Origin of the sequence: Arthrobacter sp. ZGTC131 (genome assembly GCF_002929275.1) — a bacterium.
Taxonomy (GTDB): Bacteria; Actinomycetota; Actinomycetes; order Actinomycetales; family Micrococcaceae; genus Arthrobacter.
The window spans coordinates 295,824-310,441 of record NZ_PJIK01000003.1 but is presented as its reverse complement, the minus strand read 5'-3'; the positions used below and the strand labels follow the sequence as shown (position 1 = coordinate 310,441).

19 protein-coding genes and 1 pseudogene are annotated in these 14,618 nt (G+C 64.2%); 10 read left to right on the top strand and 10 right to left on the bottom strand.

The window, feature by feature from the left end; all coding sequences use genetic code 11:
- Nucleotides 1–19 precede the first annotated feature (19 nt).
- The 6 genes from CXQ90_RS06515 (at nucleotide 20) to CXQ90_RS06490 (ending at nucleotide 4,245) form a co-directional block, all read left to right on the top strand.
- On the top strand, nucleotides 20–742 hold the full coding sequence (locus CXQ90_RS06515) for a DUF2306 domain-containing protein (protein WP_104137835.1): 723 nt from the start codon (nucleotides 20–22) through the stop codon (nucleotides 740–742).
- Entirely contained in the window at nucleotides 739–996 is a 258-nt protein-coding gene (locus CXQ90_RS06510; RefSeq protein ID WP_219816641.1) for a hypothetical protein, read from the top strand. Before CXQ90_RS06515 ends, CXQ90_RS06510 begins: the two co-directional genes overlap by 4 nt.
- Nucleotides 997–1,108: 112 nt before the next feature.
- Nucleotides 1,109–1,573, top strand: coding sequence for a hypothetical protein (locus CXQ90_RS06505; protein ID WP_104137833.1), 465 nt, complete (start codon nucleotides 1,109–1,111; stop codon nucleotides 1,571–1,573).
- A gap of 38 nt (nucleotides 1,574–1,611) precedes the next feature.
- A complete protein-coding gene (locus CXQ90_RS06500) occupies nucleotides 1,612–2,352 on the top strand; it encodes a DUF4386 domain-containing protein (RefSeq protein ID WP_104137832.1) in 741 nt (246 codons plus the stop codon).
- Nucleotides 2,349–3,356 (top strand): NAD(P)-dependent alcohol dehydrogenase, encoded by a 1,008-nt coding sequence (locus tag CXQ90_RS06495; protein WP_104137831.1) that lies wholly within the window; start codon nucleotides 2,349–2,351, stop codon nucleotides 3,354–3,356. Before CXQ90_RS06500 ends, CXQ90_RS06495 begins: the two co-directional genes overlap by 4 nt.
- A gap of 289 nt (nucleotides 3,357–3,645) precedes the next feature.
- A complete protein-coding gene (locus tag CXQ90_RS06490) occupies nucleotides 3,646–4,245 on the top strand; it encodes a hypothetical protein (RefSeq protein WP_104137829.1) in 600 nt (199 codons plus the stop codon).
- Between the two features lie 403 nt (nucleotides 4,246–4,648).
- On the opposite strand, the gene CXQ90_RS22615 is transcribed toward CXQ90_RS06490, so the two are convergent.
- The 4 genes from CXQ90_RS22615 to CXQ90_RS06470 all read right to left on the bottom strand — a co-directional run bounded on the left by CXQ90_RS22615 (nucleotide 4,649) and on the right by CXQ90_RS06470 (nucleotide 7,570).
- Complete coding sequence (locus CXQ90_RS22615) at nucleotides 4,649–5,107, bottom strand: SDR family NAD(P)-dependent oxidoreductase (RefSeq protein WP_258064392.1); 459 nt, start codon at nucleotides 5,105–5,107, stop codon at nucleotides 4,649–4,651.
- 115 nt (nucleotides 5,108–5,222) lie between these two features.
- Nucleotides 5,223–6,194, bottom strand: coding sequence for an NAD-dependent epimerase/dehydratase family protein (locus tag CXQ90_RS06480; RefSeq protein ID WP_104137828.1), 972 nt, complete (start codon nucleotides 6,192–6,194; stop codon nucleotides 5,223–5,225).
- Complete coding sequence (locus CXQ90_RS06475; RefSeq protein ID WP_104137826.1) at nucleotides 6,191–6,790, bottom strand: hypothetical protein; 600 nt, start codon at nucleotides 6,788–6,790, stop codon at nucleotides 6,191–6,193. Before CXQ90_RS06475 ends, CXQ90_RS06480 begins: the two co-directional genes overlap by 4 nt.
- Before the next feature lie 12 nt (nucleotides 6,791–6,802).
- Nucleotides 6,803–7,570, bottom strand: a complete 768-nt coding sequence (locus tag CXQ90_RS06470) for a DUF4386 domain-containing protein (RefSeq protein ID WP_104137825.1) — start codon at nucleotides 7,568–7,570, stop codon at nucleotides 6,803–6,805.
- Between the two features lie 89 nt (nucleotides 7,571–7,659).
- Here CXQ90_RS06470 and CXQ90_RS06465 point away from each other — a divergent pair, with 89 nt between their 5' ends.
- From CXQ90_RS06465 to CXQ90_RS06455, 3 genes are all read left to right on the top strand, one after another.
- Entirely contained in the window at nucleotides 7,660–8,340 is a 681-nt protein-coding gene (locus CXQ90_RS06465) for a TetR/AcrR family transcriptional regulator (RefSeq protein WP_104137823.1), read from the top strand.
- Nucleotides 8,341–8,707: 367 nt separating this feature from the next.
- Nucleotides 8,708–9,346 carry a hypothetical protein gene (locus CXQ90_RS06460; protein WP_181038447.1) on the top strand — a complete coding sequence of 213 codons (639 nt, stop codon included), beginning with the start codon at nucleotides 8,708–8,710 and terminating at the stop codon, nucleotides 9,344–9,346.
- 72 nt (nucleotides 9,347–9,418) lie between these two features.
- Nucleotides 9,419–10,486 carry an SDR family oxidoreductase gene (locus CXQ90_RS06455; RefSeq protein ID WP_104137821.1) on the top strand — a complete coding sequence of 356 codons (1,068 nt, stop codon included), beginning with the start codon at nucleotides 9,419–9,421 and terminating at the stop codon, nucleotides 10,484–10,486.
- Between the two features lie 80 nt (nucleotides 10,487–10,566).
- Here the strand turns inward: CXQ90_RS06455 and CXQ90_RS06450 are convergent.
- From CXQ90_RS06450 to CXQ90_RS06430, 5 genes and pseudogenes are all read right to left on the bottom strand, one after another.
- A pseudogene (locus CXQ90_RS06450) lies at nucleotides 10,567–10,821 on the bottom strand (DUF4383 domain-containing protein); the annotation flags it as partial.
- 22 nt (nucleotides 10,822–10,843) lie between these two features.
- Nucleotides 10,844–11,188 (bottom strand): MarR family transcriptional regulator, encoded by a 345-nt coding sequence (locus CXQ90_RS22290; RefSeq protein ID WP_181038446.1) that lies wholly within the window; start codon nucleotides 11,186–11,188, stop codon nucleotides 10,844–10,846.
- Nucleotides 11,189–11,358: 170 nt separating this feature from the next.
- Nucleotides 11,359–12,000 carry a DUF3618 domain-containing protein gene (locus tag CXQ90_RS06440; RefSeq protein ID WP_104137816.1) on the bottom strand — a complete coding sequence of 214 codons (642 nt, stop codon included), beginning with the start codon at nucleotides 11,998–12,000 and terminating at the stop codon, nucleotides 11,359–11,361.
- Nucleotides 11,997–12,428 (bottom strand): phage holin family protein, encoded by a 432-nt coding sequence (locus CXQ90_RS06435; RefSeq protein ID WP_104137814.1) that lies wholly within the window; start codon nucleotides 12,426–12,428, stop codon nucleotides 11,997–11,999. The genes CXQ90_RS06440 and CXQ90_RS06435 overlap by 4 nt, the downstream gene beginning before the upstream one ends.
- Entirely contained in the window at nucleotides 12,425–13,240 is an 816-nt protein-coding gene (locus CXQ90_RS06430; RefSeq protein WP_104137978.1) for a hypothetical protein, read from the bottom strand. Before CXQ90_RS06430 ends, CXQ90_RS06435 begins: the two co-directional genes overlap by 4 nt.
- Nucleotides 13,241–13,580: 340 nt before the next feature.
- Between CXQ90_RS06430 and CXQ90_RS06425 the strand changes: the two genes are divergently transcribed.
- Nucleotides 13,581–13,766: a hypothetical protein gene (locus tag CXQ90_RS06425; protein ID WP_104137813.1), complete on the top strand. Its 186-nt coding sequence runs from the start codon at nucleotides 13,581–13,583 to the stop codon at nucleotides 13,764–13,766.
- A gap of 116 nt (nucleotides 13,767–13,882) precedes the next feature.
- On the opposite strand, the gene CXQ90_RS06420 is transcribed toward CXQ90_RS06425, so the two are convergent.
- Nucleotides 13,883–14,569 (bottom strand): TetR/AcrR family transcriptional regulator C-terminal domain-containing protein, encoded by a 687-nt coding sequence (locus tag CXQ90_RS06420; protein WP_104137977.1) that lies wholly within the window; start codon nucleotides 14,567–14,569, stop codon nucleotides 13,883–13,885.
- Nucleotides 14,570–14,618 lie beyond the last annotated feature (49 nt).

Genomic DNA, 14,618 nt, shown 5'->3' with positions numbered 1-14,618 from the left:
ATCAGAAACGGGATCGGTGATGGACGGCAAGGACAGTGCAGGGGCAGTACCAGCCCCTGCCCGCAGCCGCAGGGAAGGACAGCGTCCAAAACCACGTGCCGGGCTTCTCATCACCGGCCTGATCGCCCTGGGTCTCGTTCCCATACTGGCGAACACTCTAAGGCGCATCGCGCTTTCCCTGGGCACCGCGGACGGGTCCACCGATAACGGGAGCCTCCCTCTTCCTGTCCCGGTGGCCGTCCACATCATTACCGCCACCATCTTTGTGGTTCTCGGTGCCTTCCAGTTCTCGCCGAGCTTCCGGCGCCGCAAGCCGGCTTGGCACCGGAGGGCCGGGCGGGTTCTGGTCGTGGTGGGGATGCTGGTGGCCTTGTCGGGTCTTTGGCTGAACCAGTTTGTTTCCTTCCCTGCCGGATCGGGGGACCTGCTGTTCGTGTTCCGTTTGCTGGCCGGGGTGGGAATGGCGCTATGCATCGCTGTTGGCTTCGCCGCTGTCCGCGGCCGGGACATCCCTCGGCACCGGCAGTGGATGATCCGCGCCTACGCCTTGGGGCTGGGCGCGGGCACCCAGGTATTCACGCTGGGGTTCGGTGAGGCGATCTTTGGGAAAACCGCACTCAACGTTGCGCTTCTCAACGGCGCCGGCTGGATTATTAATCTTGCCGCCGCCGAATGGGCAATCCGCCGACAAAGGCCGTGGAACCACGCCAGCCGTGACACAACCAAGGTTCCGGTACCGTGACCGGCCACATGCCCCACGGTCACGAACCCGGCCACTACGAGCTCCGGGTGGAAGGGCACCTCGATGATCACTGGGTGGAATGGTTCGAGCACCTCGAACTCACCCGCGCAAGTGACGGTACGACAGCTCTCCGCGGCCCGGTAGCGGACCAGGCGGCACTGCACAGCCTCCTCAACAAGGTCCGCGACCTGGGCATGGTCCTCATCTCAGTACGCATGATCGGCCCTTCAGCCGGCTCGGTCGGCGATCACTAAAAACCGCCGTGTACCAGCTTTGGCAACAAAACTTTGCTGCCGTCGCAGAGCGGCGCACCCTCAAGGAATGAACGTCCCTCAGTTTTCCGGGCAAGTGAACAAGGAGCCTGCAATGTCATTACCGGCAACGTCCAAGCCCAACCCGAAGACAGAGTCGAGAGCCGCGGAGGACCTGTCCCTGCTGCGTCTGTACCTGTTGCGTGCCGGCTACCTGTTTATGGCGCTCGGCCTGGCGGTCACGCGGTGGCCCCTGCTGATCGGGCACGATGCGTCGTGGGCGCTGATGGACGGGGTTGTAGTGTGCATGCTCGTCGCGCAGTCCCTGCTGTTCTTCCTCGGTGTCCGCTACCCGGTGAAGCTGATCCCGGTCCTGCTGTTCGAAATGACATGGAAAGTGATCTGGCTCAGCACTGTGGCGCTTCCGCTGTGGCTTGCCGGTGAACTCAACAACGCCACCGCCAGTGTCGCCATCAACTGCTCACTTGTCGTGATCGTCCTCCTCATCCTTCCCTGGCCGTACCTGGTCCGGCAGTACGTGACCAGACGCGGCGACCGCTGGCTGCCCGACTCCCGCTGACACCTGCACCCGCCCCTCTCATCAGGAGAAATATCACCATGATTACCGCTGAGCCCGGAACCACGAAGGTGCCTCTGGTTTCGCACCGGAAGACCTCGCTGACCGCCGGAGTGCTTTACCTCCTCACGTTCGTGTCCATTCCTACCCTCTTCCTCTATGACCGTGTGAAGACCGACGCTGGGTACATCGCCGGTCCCGGCCCCGACACCCTTGTCATCGTCGGCGGGCTGTTGGAGGTCATCGTCGCCCTGGCCTGCATCGGAACAGGCGTCGCGCTGTATCCGGTGGTGAAGCAACAGAACGAAGGAGTCGCGCTCGGGTTCGTCGGGGCGCGGATCCTGGAAGCAGGGGCGATCTTCGCCGGGGTCGTGGCGATGATGTCGATCGTCAGCCTCCGGCAGGCCGGCGCCGGAGACGATGCCCTTATCACCGGCCAGGCGCTGCTGACCCAGCACGTCTGGACCACGCTGCTCGGACAAGGCCTGATTCCTGCGTTCAACGCACTACTGCTCGGCTCACTGATGTACAAGTCCCGTCTGCTGCCCCGGGCGTTGCCGGTGTCCGGATTCATTGGGGCGCCGCTGCTCATCGCCGGGGCAGTCGGCATGCTCTTCGGCCTGTGGGGTCCGGTGTCGCCGCTGGCCGGACTCGGTGCACTGCTCCTGGCCATCTGGGAATTCGGGTTGGGCATCTGGCTGGTCGTCAAGGGCTTCAACCCCGACGCCGTAGCCGAGCTCACCGCGACAGGTACCGGCACGAGCGGCGGGACCGGGCGATGAAAGCCGCCGTATACCACCGCTTCGGCGGCCCGGACGTGGTCCGGATCGAGGAGCAGACCAAGCCCACCCCGCAGCGCGGCGAGCTGCTGGTCAAGGTCCAGGCAACCACTGTCAGCGCCGCTGACTACCGGGCCCGGACCAAGCACGTTCCAAAAGGGCTGAAGCTTCGCAGCTCGGTCACCCTCGGGTTCATCACCCCGCGCATCCGCGTTCTAGGCATGGACATCGCCGGCGTCATCGAATCAGTCGGTCCCGACGTCGCCCGCTTCAAGCCTGGTGACGAGGTGATCGCCATGCTGGGCGGGAAGTTCGGCGGCCACGCCGAATACGTCACTGTCCCGCAGGACGGGGCCATCACCGAAAAGCCCGCGAACCTGACGTTCGAGGAAGCCGCGGCGCTGGTCTTCGGCGGGATCACTGCCCAGGCGTTCCTCGGCAGGACCAGCATGGATCCGGGAATGTCGGTGCTTGTCAACGGGGCCTCCGGCGCCGTCGGAACCGCAGCCGTGCAGCTCGCCAACATCGCACGTGCCCACGTCACGGCAGTGTGCAGCGGCGCCAACGCTGAACTGGTCCGTTCCCTCGGCGCCGAGACGGTAATCGACTACACCAAGGAGGACTTCACCCAGGCAGTGGCGGCCTACGACATCATCGTGGACTGTGTCGGCAACGTACCGTTCCGGCAATTGCAGCCACTGATCAAGCCCGGGGGAGCGCTGCTGTCGGTCATTACCGACCTCAACGGGGTTCTGGCCGCAGGTCTGCGCTCACGCCGGACCGGCACGCACATCACCGCCGGCAACGTCCCGTTCATCGCCGCCGATCTCGCCCACATCGCACGGCTGGCAGAGACAGGCCAACTCCGCCCCGTCATCGACTGCACCTTCGACCTCACCGACATCGCCGAGGCACACCGGCACGTCAGCGCAGGCCGGAAAAGAGGCAACGCCGTTGTGCAGGTCGCTGTTCCCTCCGCGCGCCAGCCGTCGGTCGACACCAAGTAACGCCTCGCGATCTAGGCAGCCCTCGAGTGCCGTGAATCTATACTTAGCTCTCACGACCACCGATAAGGGTGATCCCAGGTGCTGGGTGGAGGCGCGATGAGCTTCACTCTTCTGCCCACGGGAAACGGACCTGGAACGGCACCGTGTTTGGAAGGACACTCAAGGCTGGAAACCACCAGCCGGGCGACAAGGATCAGTCCTTTCAGCAGGAGCCAGTCAAGCAAGGCAGAGAACATACCAACAGGCGGACCGCACACTGTTCGGGACCCCCTTAACCACGAGGACGCACATGAGCGCAGAACTTGCACAGGGCATAGATCGTTTCACCGTGACACAGAAGCTCACCCTGATGGTGAACCGGTACGAAATACGTTCCGTGACCGGAGACGGGCAACCTGGGCACCTGGTCGCCGTCGCTCAGCAGAAGCGGGCCGCTTTCAAGGAGCAGGTGACCTTCTACCAGGACGAGTCAAGGACCACGCCGCTTTTCTCCTTCAAGGCCCGGCAACGCATTGACCTCGGCGCGACGTACGACGTGCTGGACGCCAATGGACAACCGATCGGCAGCTTCCGAAAAGACTTTGCCAAGTCGCTGCTCCGATCGACCTGGCACCTCGAATCGTCCGGGCTCAAAGTCACCGGAAGTGAACGCAGCCTCGGCGTCGCTATCGGCCGGCGCGTATGGGAGGCGACACCCCTGGGAGACGCCATCCCTTCGCCCTTCCGCTTCCACTTCGACTTTGTCGACTCGAACGGAGAAGTGCTCATGACATCAGAACGGGGACGGTCCCTGCGCGACCGATACCTCATCACCCTTCCAGGCGCCCGACTCGACGGCCGGGTTGCGGCGGCGATGGCAGTGGCACTGGATGCTCTCCAGTCCCGATAAGATCCGCCAAAGCGATAGGAAGACGCCATCCCGCCACCGTCAATGGCGACGGAAGGGTTCACAGATCAGGAGACGTGGTCGACTAAAGCCAGGAGGCTGCCGCCTTACGCGGCCTAATTGGTCGGAGTCAGACCCGTCATTTCGGCGCTGATTTTCCATAGCTGGGCCGCCGTAGCTTGGTCATAGCTGGCGTTGGAGGATCGGCGGGGCATGCGTCGGGCGAAGAAGCGCCCGCTGACGTCGGTGAGGGCCGGAGCGCAGGCCAGATGAATTGCGGTTTTAGCGCCTTGGCCCGTCGTCAGCATGAATGGCCGGAGTAGCGGGACGAGCAGCCGCTGTGCACGTCCCGGGTCCTCCGCTCCGAACCCTGTGCTCACCAATCCCGGATGCAGGGCGTTGGCTGTTACTGAAGTGCCTTCCAGTCTTCTGGCCAGTTCGTAGGTGAACAGCAGGTTCGCGAGTTTGGACTGGTTGTAGGCCGCGGCACCGGAATAGGAGCGCTCGCCCTGAAGGTCCTTAAAGTTGATGCGCCCCTGGCTTGTGCGTTGGAGGATACGGTGATTACCCGTGCTGGACCGTCCAGTTGCAGCCGTTCCAGGAGCAGGTTTGTGAGCAGGAACGGCGCAAGGTGGTTCAGGGCGAAGGTGTGCTCGATCCCGTCTGCTGTTGTGTGGCGGGTGTTCCAGTATCCGCCGGCATTGTTGATCAGGGCATCGATGCGGGGGAGGGTGAGCAGCTCGTCCGCGAGGCGCCGTACCTGGGCTTGGGAGGACAGGTCGGCGACGAAGGTGTCCACTTTTCCGCCGCCTGCCAAACGGATCGCCCTGGCGGTTTCTTCCGTGCGTTTGGGGTCGCGGCCGATGATTGCCAGCTGTGCCCCCGCAGGGCCAGGCCTTGGACGGTCGCCCTGCCGATGCCTCCGGTTGCGCCGGTGACGACCGCTGTCCTGCCCTCCATGGGCCTGATGTTTGTGCGTTTCATGATCGTGCTCGTTCCGCCTGGGGCTGACTCGTGGTGGTGTAACTGCTGAGAGTTTCTGCGATGGCTTGATCCAGGGGAGTGGCCGTGACGCCGAGCCTTGTGGTGATTTTGCTGCTGTCAACGATGAAGGGTTCTTCGAACTGGTACTGCATTTCGAGGAGTTCCCGCACCACTGGGCTGGTGAGGGCCAGGGCGCGCAGGAGAAATGGCGGGACGGTGCGGATCCTGGTGCGGTGCTGTCCGGCCTGGCTGTAAATGGTGTCAACGAGTTCTTGGGTGCTGCGCGTTTGCGGGTCGTTGGGTAGGTGCCAGATTTCCCCGGGCGCGTCCGGGTGTTCGCCCAGGATGGCGAGCCCTTCACCAATGTCAGGTATATAGGTGTAGGTGTGGGGTTGGTTCCTGTCGCCCAGTACGGTGCTGGTTTTCCCGGCCAGGGCTGCGGGGAAGACGCGGTCGCCGAGGTTTGATTGTGCTCCGCCGCGTGGGCCGAAGTAATCGGAGGCGCGCCCGATGGCAACCTCGACGCGGCCTGCCCGGTGGACACGCAGGAGTTCGTTGGCCATCCCGGCACGGAGTCGGCCCTTCTTCGTGTGCGCGTTGTTCGTTCGGTCCTCGGTCAGTGGCCGCCCTGCAGGGCGGCCGTACATGTAGACGTTTTCCATGCTGACCAGCCGTGCGCCCGTGGCTTCCGCCGCTGCCAGCACTCCGGTCTGCAGTGCGGGGAATTGTGCGCTCCACTGGTGGTAGGGCGGGTTCATCGTCTGGTACACGACGGCGGCACCCTCGGCTGCGCGGGCAGCGAAGACCGGGTCGGCGACGTCACCGGCGACAACTTCGACGTCCTTGGGCACCGGCGCTATGCCCGAGCGGTTGACCAGGCGCACGGTGCGGCCTCGGCGGCGGAGGGCATCCAAAGTGGCCAGTCCAATGGCGCCGGTGCCGAAGATGATGTGCAGGTCGGTATTCATGAGTGAACCTTCGACGTGGTCGGGGTGATGCTGGGCTGGTTGGACGCCGGGACGGGCAGCAGCCGGTTCAGGATGAGGCCCGTGATGGCGGTGACGAGGACGGCTCCGCTGGCGCCGAACACGATGAACTGCTGATCGACATTGATTTTGGCCAGGGTGGTGACCGTCCAGCCGAGGCTCCACAGTGCAGGCATTGCCGCTGCCCAGATCCAGCGGCGCCGGCCCAACTGCCGGGGCAGGGCAAGTGCCTGGGTGAAACCCAGAACGAGCCCGTTGAGCGCTCCCATCAGGGCAAGGTCGGAAAGGCCGGTGCGGTAGCCGACGACTGCAGCACCCAAGGCCAGCCCGGCGCCCATGCCCACAACGGTTGCCGGGATCCAAGTGACTGGCCGGACCCTGTGGCTGCTGGTCAGTGCCTGCCCGGCGCCAATGATGAGACCGGCGATGGCCCCGCCGATAACCGCGGAGAGCGGGTTATCGATGCGGCCGCTGATCATCGTGCCGGCGTATCCACCCACCGGTAGCGCCAAGAAGCCGGTGGTCCATAGCAGCCAGGCCCGGATGGTGGTTGCCCGCGGAGTCTCAGTGTGGGTCATGGTGTCAGTTCCTTAGGCAATGCCGTGATGGGCCGGGTGGATTTGGGCGGTGGGAGCGGGGCTAGCCGCCGCTGATCGCTTGATCAGGATGCTGATGCCGAGGGCGGCTATCCAGAGGCCCCAGCCGGTGCTGCCGATCAGGCCGGCGAGGTCCCAGACGGGGAAACCGGGGACCGCGGTGGCGAGGATGTCGCCCTGATTGAGCAGATAGACGCCGCTGGTGATGATGCCTGCGGCACCTATCCATCGGGGAAGAATTCCGCTGCGCAGTATCATGATGCTGACGGCGACGGACCAGGCGATCACCAGCAGTTGGCCCAGATGCTCGCCCAGCAGCGCGCCGCCGAACTGGTGCTGTGCTGTCCAGGCCGCGGCTACCCCGGCTTGAGTCTGCTCATCGCCGGCCACGTAGGTGCTGGCCAGTGCCGGGACAACGAACACCCAGCGCAGGAACCCGATGAGGGACAGGAGCACCGAGGCAGCTCCGGCATAGGTGGCGACCTTCAATGCAGGATTCCCTTGCAGGCCGAGTGACGCCGGCAGGAGCAGGATCGGGATGGCCAGAAGCCCGTAGGTCCAGGCCGCGGCGAACCAGGCCCACACGAGGGCGGGGCCGCCGGCGGTAAAGGCGGGCAGCACCACCTCGGCCGGCTCGCGGAGCACGTCCGGCCAGTCAAACATCACCGACAGTGCCGTGGCCGCTGCCGCGAACGCCAAGGCACTGAGGGCAAAAAGCCCGCCAGCGGCGATCCGAAGTTTTTTGGTTGGGCTGGTATCCATGGGTCTTCCCGCCTATTTCTGTACGCCGTACAAAATGTACGCTGTACAAATCGTGTACGCTGTACAGAAGGAAGTCAAGAGAGGAATTTATGACGACGCAGGCACGCAGGTCGAAACCGGGGCCACGCAGGACCCTGACCGAGGGCGCGATCCTGGATGCGGCCCTCGACCTCCTCGATGAGGGCGGTGTGAAGGCGGCATCGGTGCGCGGGATCGCCGCCCGGGTCGGCGTCGCCCCGAACGCCGTCTATACGTACTTTCCCGACAAGGCGGCAGTCGTTAAAGCCATTGTTGAGCACCTGCTCGGTCAGGTTGACCTGGCGGTGTTCTCGGACCGCAACGTTCCGTGGCGCCAGCGCATTGAATCCCTGGCGTTGGAACTACGGGAGCGGCTCACTGCTCATCCGGGAGCGGTGAACCTGATGATCGGCGGACCCATGGACGGCCCGCGGGCTCTTGCCCTGAACGAACACCTCATGGAAACGCTTGGGGACTCCGGGCTCGGCGCCGCTGAGGCCGCGAGGGCGTCCTACCTGCTGATCGTCTACGTCTTCGGCTCGATAGCCCTTGAAACGGCAGAGCAGGGTGACCAGACCAGGGGAACTTCGGAAGACGAAAAAATTGCCTCCCGCCTTAAGGGATTCTCGGCAATACCGGCCGCCAGCTACCCCCTCTCCGCGGCAGCGGCACCGATCATGGCCACTTACGTCTCCACCCGGCAGTACACCTGGGGACTTCACAAAGTGCTCGACGGGCTTACTGGAGAGTGAGCCTAGATTTGGCTATCTCCACGTGCAGCAGATCATGTCAGGGTGTGTTGGCCGGAGGGACAGCACCCGCTCGCCCGCGCTGCCTGGCCTCGGAGGGCTGACATCAGCGCCCAGGCAGGAAAGTGCGGGGTGTGCTCGCTTGTCGATGCGAACGCACTGCCCTCGCCGTTAAAGTCGGTGTTCTCTGAATCAGATGGGCATCTGGAAGGGCAGCCATTACGGGCAGATTCACCACGTGAGTCATCACATGTGGTGATGGCCCGTCACCAGGCCCCTCGGTAGCTTCGAAGCGTCCCGACATCCTTGGGGCACAACGATTCTTCCGGGACTCGTTGTTCGTGGATTACCCAACAGACAAGAGCCTCCGATGTCCTCGAATATCCAGGTGCTGCTACCTGCTGCACTTATCAAAGTCTTTGCAGTTGCCGGGTTCCTCTCGGCGACCATCCTTGTGCTGAACGCGGCCAAGCGTTCCGGGATTATTCCCACAACACCCGTCACCCAGCTGGCGGCACCGGTTGCTCAACTTGCCGCCATTGGGCTGGTAATCGGGATCTATCTCGTGATTTCCCGGAAAGCCGGCGTCCTGGGAATTTCCGGGGCTGCCCTGTCCGTTACTGCCCTGGCAGGCCTCGTCGGAGTTGAGTTTGTCCTCAACCTTGTCTTTCCCTACCTTGACCGAGACATCGCTGCAGACCTGCGACAGGGCCCGCTTGCAATAGCCCTAACCGCAGTCTCAATACTCTTCCTGGCCGGCACAGCGATTTTCATGCTCACTCTATGGCGAACCTCAACCGCGCCGAGAGGCGCCGTTCTCCTCTACGCCGCCAGCACCATCCCCATCGCCTTGCGTACGGTGTTCCCCGAAACCGTTCTCCAGCTCGGGCTGATCGGCCTGGCCGCAGCTATCTCGTGGCTCACCATCTGGATGCTTCGAAACATCCCCAGCGAAACTGCATTCGAAGTTGCCGATCGAAATCCAGCGGCAGGCGCTAATGCGAGCTGAACGAGAGAAGGACGATAACCTACAGCCCGCCTGCGCCAACTACGCTGACACAACCACCACGAGGAGCCAAATATGAAGACCAACCGCCACGCTTTCGTCTTCGGTGCAAGCGGCTTCATCGGGAGATGGCTGACCAAAGAGTTGCTCGACCAGGGCATTCCCACGACCGCCGCACTCCGGAACATCAACCACCGCCTCGCGGCACTTCGCGAGTGGCTGGCCGACCGGGGCACCAATGTTGACTTGCTGGACGCTGAACGCGCCGATCTGGCATCCGAGGAAATCGGGCTGTCCGGCCTCAACTTCAGCCACGTCAGTGAAATTTACAACGTCGTCGGCGCCTACGCCTTTGGGATGAGCCCGGACATCGCCCGCGCCGCGAACGTTGACACATCACGACGCGTCGTTGAATTTGCCGCCACCATTCCCGACGTACGCCTGATCCACCTGTCCGGATACCGAGTCGGGGGACAAGACCCCACGTCCGTCCCCTGGTCGGAACAGAAGCGCAAGCAAGAGTACAAGCGCTTGGGCGCCTACGAGGCATCGAAAGTTGAAAGCGACGCGGTAGTGAAATCCAGAGCCGGGGAACTTGGCGTATCGCTGACGATCGCCAACCCGGCTTCCGTTATCGGGCACTCCCGCACGGGTGAGTCCGACCAGAACCTAGGCCTTGCAACGACTGTCCTCGACCTCATTGCAGGCAAGCTGCCGGCCATCCCCGGCAATTCCCGTACTTTCGTGCCGGTTGTTACCGTGGACTACCTCGCCCGGTTCATGGTGCTGCTTCCCGCGCGGGACGAGACTCGTGGGGAGTCCTACTGGATCCTGGACGACAACACCCCGGCACTGCCGGAACTGCTGCACCTGATCGCCCGGCACCACGGGGTGAGCGCCCCAAGGCTCCGCGTCCCGGTAAGGATCGTGAAGCGGCTGCCCCGCGCCATCACCAAAGCAGACCCTGAGACGTTAAGCTTTCTCTCACCACAGAGGTACCCGACCGGTCCCGCGAACCGGCTGGCCGAACACCACGGACTCCTGCAGCCCGACATCAAAACCGTGCTGACACGATGGAGCAAATATCTGGCCGCCAGCAAGGCTGGGAAAGCCGCCATTATCCAAATCGAACACAAGTCCTAGTACGGCCAAGGACCGGCAGCCTGACTCTTTGCCAGTAACCGGCCCCGCAAAGTAACAGAATCAGCAAATGCGCAATCAGGGAAACTGCCATCTTCCGCCGCCCACATGAGGATACCTGCGGCGCCGAAGAGCAGGTGGACGATGTTGTGCAGCACGGAGACCTGGAAGATGCCGCGCAGGAGGGCTCCGGATCCGTGTCCTGCGAATCCCAAGGCGTAGTTGCTCGTGTTGCCGGGGATGAATCCCAGGATGCCGACGAGCAGGAAGACTGCACCGACGGCCTGGGATGCTGTCTGGAGTCTGGACTTGGGTCCGGTTGCGCGGTTGGTGGTCATCTAATCGTGGGCTCCTTGGTGGTTATGGGAACAGGTGGTGTGCTTCGTACTGCCTGAGCTCGTGGATGTGGTCTACCAGCTGTCCGCGGAGCGTGTTCTCAGCTTCCGGACCGGTGTGCGGGCGCTGGTGCAGGAGATCTTCCGCGGCCTGCAGCGCCGACTCGCCGCGCTCGGTGAGCCGAATGTCGGCGTTCCGGCGGTCATCGGCGCGTTCCTTGGCGAGGAAGCCTGCAGCGTGAAGGCGCCGCACCGTGCTGCCCAGGCTTTGTTTGCTGATGCAGAGCAGCGATGCCAGGGCCGAGACGTTGGCCGGTTGGAGCTCGGCGACGGCCTCCAGCACATCGAGGGAACTCTTGGTCAGCCCCACTTGTGTGAGGTGTCGGTTGATCCACCGCTCGTCCAGCCGTGCGGCAATGCTCAGAAGCCGGTGTATCGGCCAGTCATCCGGGCCCGCCGAACGGACAAGCCCTCGGCTTGGGTGTTCCCTGCGCCGCCCCGCCGGATCGCGAGGCGGCGCAGGGACCTGGTCCGGGCTGTTCACGTGTTCTGGACGTGGTCCTTGGCGTCCGTGGCGCTGGACTTGACCTCCGATACTGCGGTTTGGCCTTCGTCTTTGACGTTCTGGACGGCTTCGGTGGCGGCGGCCTTGACGTTTTCCATGCCTTCCTGGGCGGGTTCCTTCATGCCCTGGGCCATGTCCTTGGCCGCGTCGGTGAGCTGGGTGGTGACGGGTTCGGCCGCGCTCTTGAGCGCCTGGGCTGCTTCGCGTTCCTTCTGGCTGGGCGGGATCAGGGAGGACACGAGCAGCCCTGCGCCGAAGGCGATCACGCCCGCGGCCAGGGGGTTGCCCTGGGCCTTGGCGGCCGCTTGATGCGGTGCGTCAGCGATCGCGCATCCTGCGTCACTGAGGGTGGAGCCGATGGTGGATCCGGCATCACCCACGGTGGAGCCTGCGCTGCCGGTGGCGGAGGAGACCTTGGACGTGGCGGTGTCCGCGCCTCCCATGACTTTCTCCTTCACGCCGAAGACGGCGTCCTTTACCTTGTCCTTTGCCTTCTCGGTCTGGCGGTTGACGATGTTGGAGGGTGTGACCTTGTCGGCCACGGCGTCCACGTTCGTGCCTAGGCGGGCGCGGGTTTCTTCGATGTCGGCGCGGATGGCGTCCGGGTTCTCGCTCATCGGATCTCTCCATTGGGTTTGAGGGTCGGTGGGATTTCCTGGAGTGTTTCTGCGGTCTGGGGCATGCCCTTGATCTTCTTGAGTTCCTTGCGGCCGACAGAGGCGAGGACCGCGGCGATGATGCCCCAGATCACCGCGACGATGACGGCGGACCAGCCAAGGCCCATCAGCTCGCCCAGGGCGTACCAGAGGGCGATGGAGAGGAACAGGAGCACGAAGTGCCCGGCGACGCCGGCGCCGGCGAGCATGCCGCCGCCCTTGCCGGCCTTCGTGGCGGACTGCTTCGCTTCGGCCTTGGCCAGTTCCAGTTCCTGGCGCATCAGGGTGGACAGGTCCCGGGTGACGTCACCCAGCAGCTCGCCAAGGGAATTGGTGTCTGCCTTGGCATGCGCGGCAGAGGGAGGTGGCTCCGGTATCTGGCTGCTCACAGGTGGCGCCCTTCACCCTCTGCGTACGGGTCCTCAACGTCGCGCAGCGGCACCCCTGCGGTGGAACTTCCCGGAAGGGTCTGTGCCCGGGCCCCGCCCGTGCCTTGGATGGTGGGTTCCCCGTAGGCGGGCACACCGGTGGTGGTTTCCTCGTAGAACGGCCCACCCATCCCCGAGGCGATGGTGCTCTCAGGAGCCAGGGTCCGGGCCGCCTGCGGCGCAGCGGCGCCGCCTGCCGTTGCCGTGGCTGACGGGGCGCCGGCCTGAAGACTGCGGCCCAGCCGTCCGGCGAGCAGACCGGCACCGGCCGCGATCAGCAGGAACGCCCCTGGCCGCTGGCGGGCAAAGGACTTAACCTCTCCCAGCAGGGATTCCGGGTCCCTCTTCTCCAGCCACGACGCGACGGATTCGGAACGGTCCGCGGCCTGACGGATCAGATCGGACGCGACACCCTGCTGCTCAGGAGCGTCGGCCATCGTGCGCAGCTGCGAGGAGACCGTGCGGATCCCTTCGGCGGCCTTCTGCTGCTGGGCCCCTGCCTGGTCCGTCATGCCCGTCTTCGCCTGATGCAGAAGATCCTTGGCGCTGCTCTTCGCCTCGGACGCGACGTTCGCGACTTCGGCCTTGGCAGTCTCGGCCACACCCTGGGCTGCACCTGCTGCCTGCCCGGCCACGTTCGACGCTTCTTCCTTCACCGAGTCCTTCTTGGTGGTGGCCCCACCCTGCGTCGTGGATGAGGTCGCTGTTCCTGGGGTGCCGTACGGGTCGGCCGCGTAGGGGTCAGATGTCTGCGGCCATTGGTTCTCGGTCATCATTGCTCTCTTTCCTGTTCAGGGGTAGCTGCTGTTGATGAACCAGCACGCTGGATAATAGTAAGCATGATTACTATTGAATAGTAAGTACACTTCCTAATTACTTTCGGAATTTCCGCCTCCTGCCGAATCGCCGCAATGAAACGGAGGTTCCCGGAAGGCTCTCATGCGTGACGGGACACCGGCTGACCTACGCCTCCAACCGCTGCAGGCCCGTAGTGCGAGGACTGGCTCATGGCCGACATCCTTGAATTCCTCGAAGCCCGGGTCGCAGAAGATGGGGCCGCTGTCCGGGAAGGCTTGAAGGTCTCGGGGCGGCCGGGACGGGCCTTCGGGTGGTTTGGTCTCGCCCGCGTCCTGGCGGAATGCACGGCGAAGAGGAAGTCTGGGCAACGCCCTGCTGCTGGTCACCGATCTTGCGACGGCGGTCGGCGGGACCAGCCGGTATGTCCTCATGTGCCTCGCCGCCATCTACGCGGATCATCCGGAGTACCAGGAAGGCTGGATCATCGATGGCGGCCCCTGACTCGAGCGCTTCCTGACCCCGCCGTTCCCGGACTCCGAGCCGCCCGCCCTTTGGGCGCGGCTTCCGCAGCTTCTGCGGTAACAGGAATCCGTTCTTTCAGGGGCGGGGGGCGCCTGTCAGGGCGTGGCTGGGGGCGGGGAGAGCTGGGCTGCTAGGCCGGAGAGCAGGATGCTGATTCCTTGGTCGAGTTCGGCGGCGCCGTCGTAATCGGCGAGGACGGGGGCCAGTGCGCGGAGGCGCGGGAATTCTTTTGGCGGCAACCGGTGCAGGCCCAGACGGAGCAGGGCTTCGTTTTCTTCCGGGTCCACAATGAACTCCTGAAGCTCGTTGAGGATGTGGCCGTACAGAAACCCGTAGTAAGCCCTGTACACGTGCAGGGCATCCTCGGCAGGGAACCCGGCGTCGATGAGCAGGGACAGGATCTGCTCGAGGGGCCGCAGGATGCCCAGCGGCCGGAGGCCCAGCGGCGTGGAGAGCGGCCTCGTGACCAGCAGGGGGACGACGTTGGGGTGGCTCAGGGCCAGAAGGCGTAGGTCGTGGGCGATGCGGCGAAGCTGCGCCTGCCAGTCCCGGTCCTCGGGAAAGATCGCCAGTTCGTTCAGGACCAGTTCGTTGACCCCGTCCAGCAGCGCCGCACGGTTGGCCGCGTACCGGTACAGGCTCATCGGATCCCGGCCCAATTCCTGTCCGAGCCGGCGCATCGTAAGCGCATCGAGGCCCTCGGTGTCGACAATCCTCAGTGCGGCGGACAGCACAAGCTCCCTGGTTAGCCGAGCCTTGCGCCCGGAGGGCGGGAAGTTCAGGGGGTTCTGGTCGGGGGGGCATCGGTTCCGTCCTGTCGGCAGAAAAAGT

What these genes read in the sequence shown, in the direction of transcription:
- CXQ90_RS06515 (WP_104137835.1), top strand. Translation starts at nt 20, where the DNA reads ATGGACGGCAAGGACAGTGCAGGGGCAGTACCAGCCCCTGCCCGCAGC.
- CXQ90_RS06505 (WP_104137833.1), top strand. Translation starts at nt 1,109, where the DNA reads ATGTCATTACCGGCAACGTCCAAGCCCAACCCGAAGACAGAGTCGAGA.
- CXQ90_RS06500 (WP_104137832.1), top strand. Translation starts at nt 1,612, where the DNA reads ATGATTACCGCTGAGCCCGGAACCACGAAGGTGCCTCTGGTTTCGCAC.
- CXQ90_RS06495 (WP_104137831.1), top strand. Translation starts at nt 2,349, where the DNA reads ATGAAAGCCGCCGTATACCACCGCTTCGGCGGCCCGGACGTGGTCCGG.
- CXQ90_RS06490 (WP_104137829.1), top strand. Translation starts at nt 3,646, where the DNA reads ATGAGCGCAGAACTTGCACAGGGCATAGATCGTTTCACCGTGACACAG.
- CXQ90_RS06480 (WP_104137828.1), bottom strand. Translation starts at nt 6,194, where the DNA reads ATGAATACCGACCTGCACATCATCTTCGGCACCGGCGCCATTGGACTG.
- CXQ90_RS06475 (WP_104137826.1), bottom strand. Translation starts at nt 6,790, where the DNA reads ATGACCCACACTGAGACTCCGCGGGCAACCACCATCCGGGCCTGGCTG.
- CXQ90_RS06470 (WP_104137825.1), bottom strand. Translation starts at nt 7,570, where the DNA reads ATGGATACCAGCCCAACCAAAAAACTTCGGATCGCCGCTGGCGGGCTT.
- CXQ90_RS06465 (WP_104137823.1), top strand. Translation starts at nt 7,660, where the DNA reads ATGACGACGCAGGCACGCAGGTCGAAACCGGGGCCACGCAGGACCCTG.
- CXQ90_RS06460 (WP_181038447.1), top strand. Translation starts at nt 8,708, where the DNA reads ATGTCCTCGAATATCCAGGTGCTGCTACCTGCTGCACTTATCAAAGTC.
- CXQ90_RS06455 (WP_104137821.1), top strand. Translation starts at nt 9,419, where the DNA reads ATGAAGACCAACCGCCACGCTTTCGTCTTCGGTGCAAGCGGCTTCATC.
- CXQ90_RS06440 (WP_104137816.1), bottom strand. Translation starts at nt 12,000, where the DNA reads ATGAGCGAGAACCCGGACGCCATCCGCGCCGACATCGAAGAAACCCGC.
- CXQ90_RS06430 (WP_104137978.1), bottom strand. Translation starts at nt 13,240, where the DNA reads ATGACCGAGAACCAATGGCCGCAGACATCTGACCCCTACGCGGCCGAC.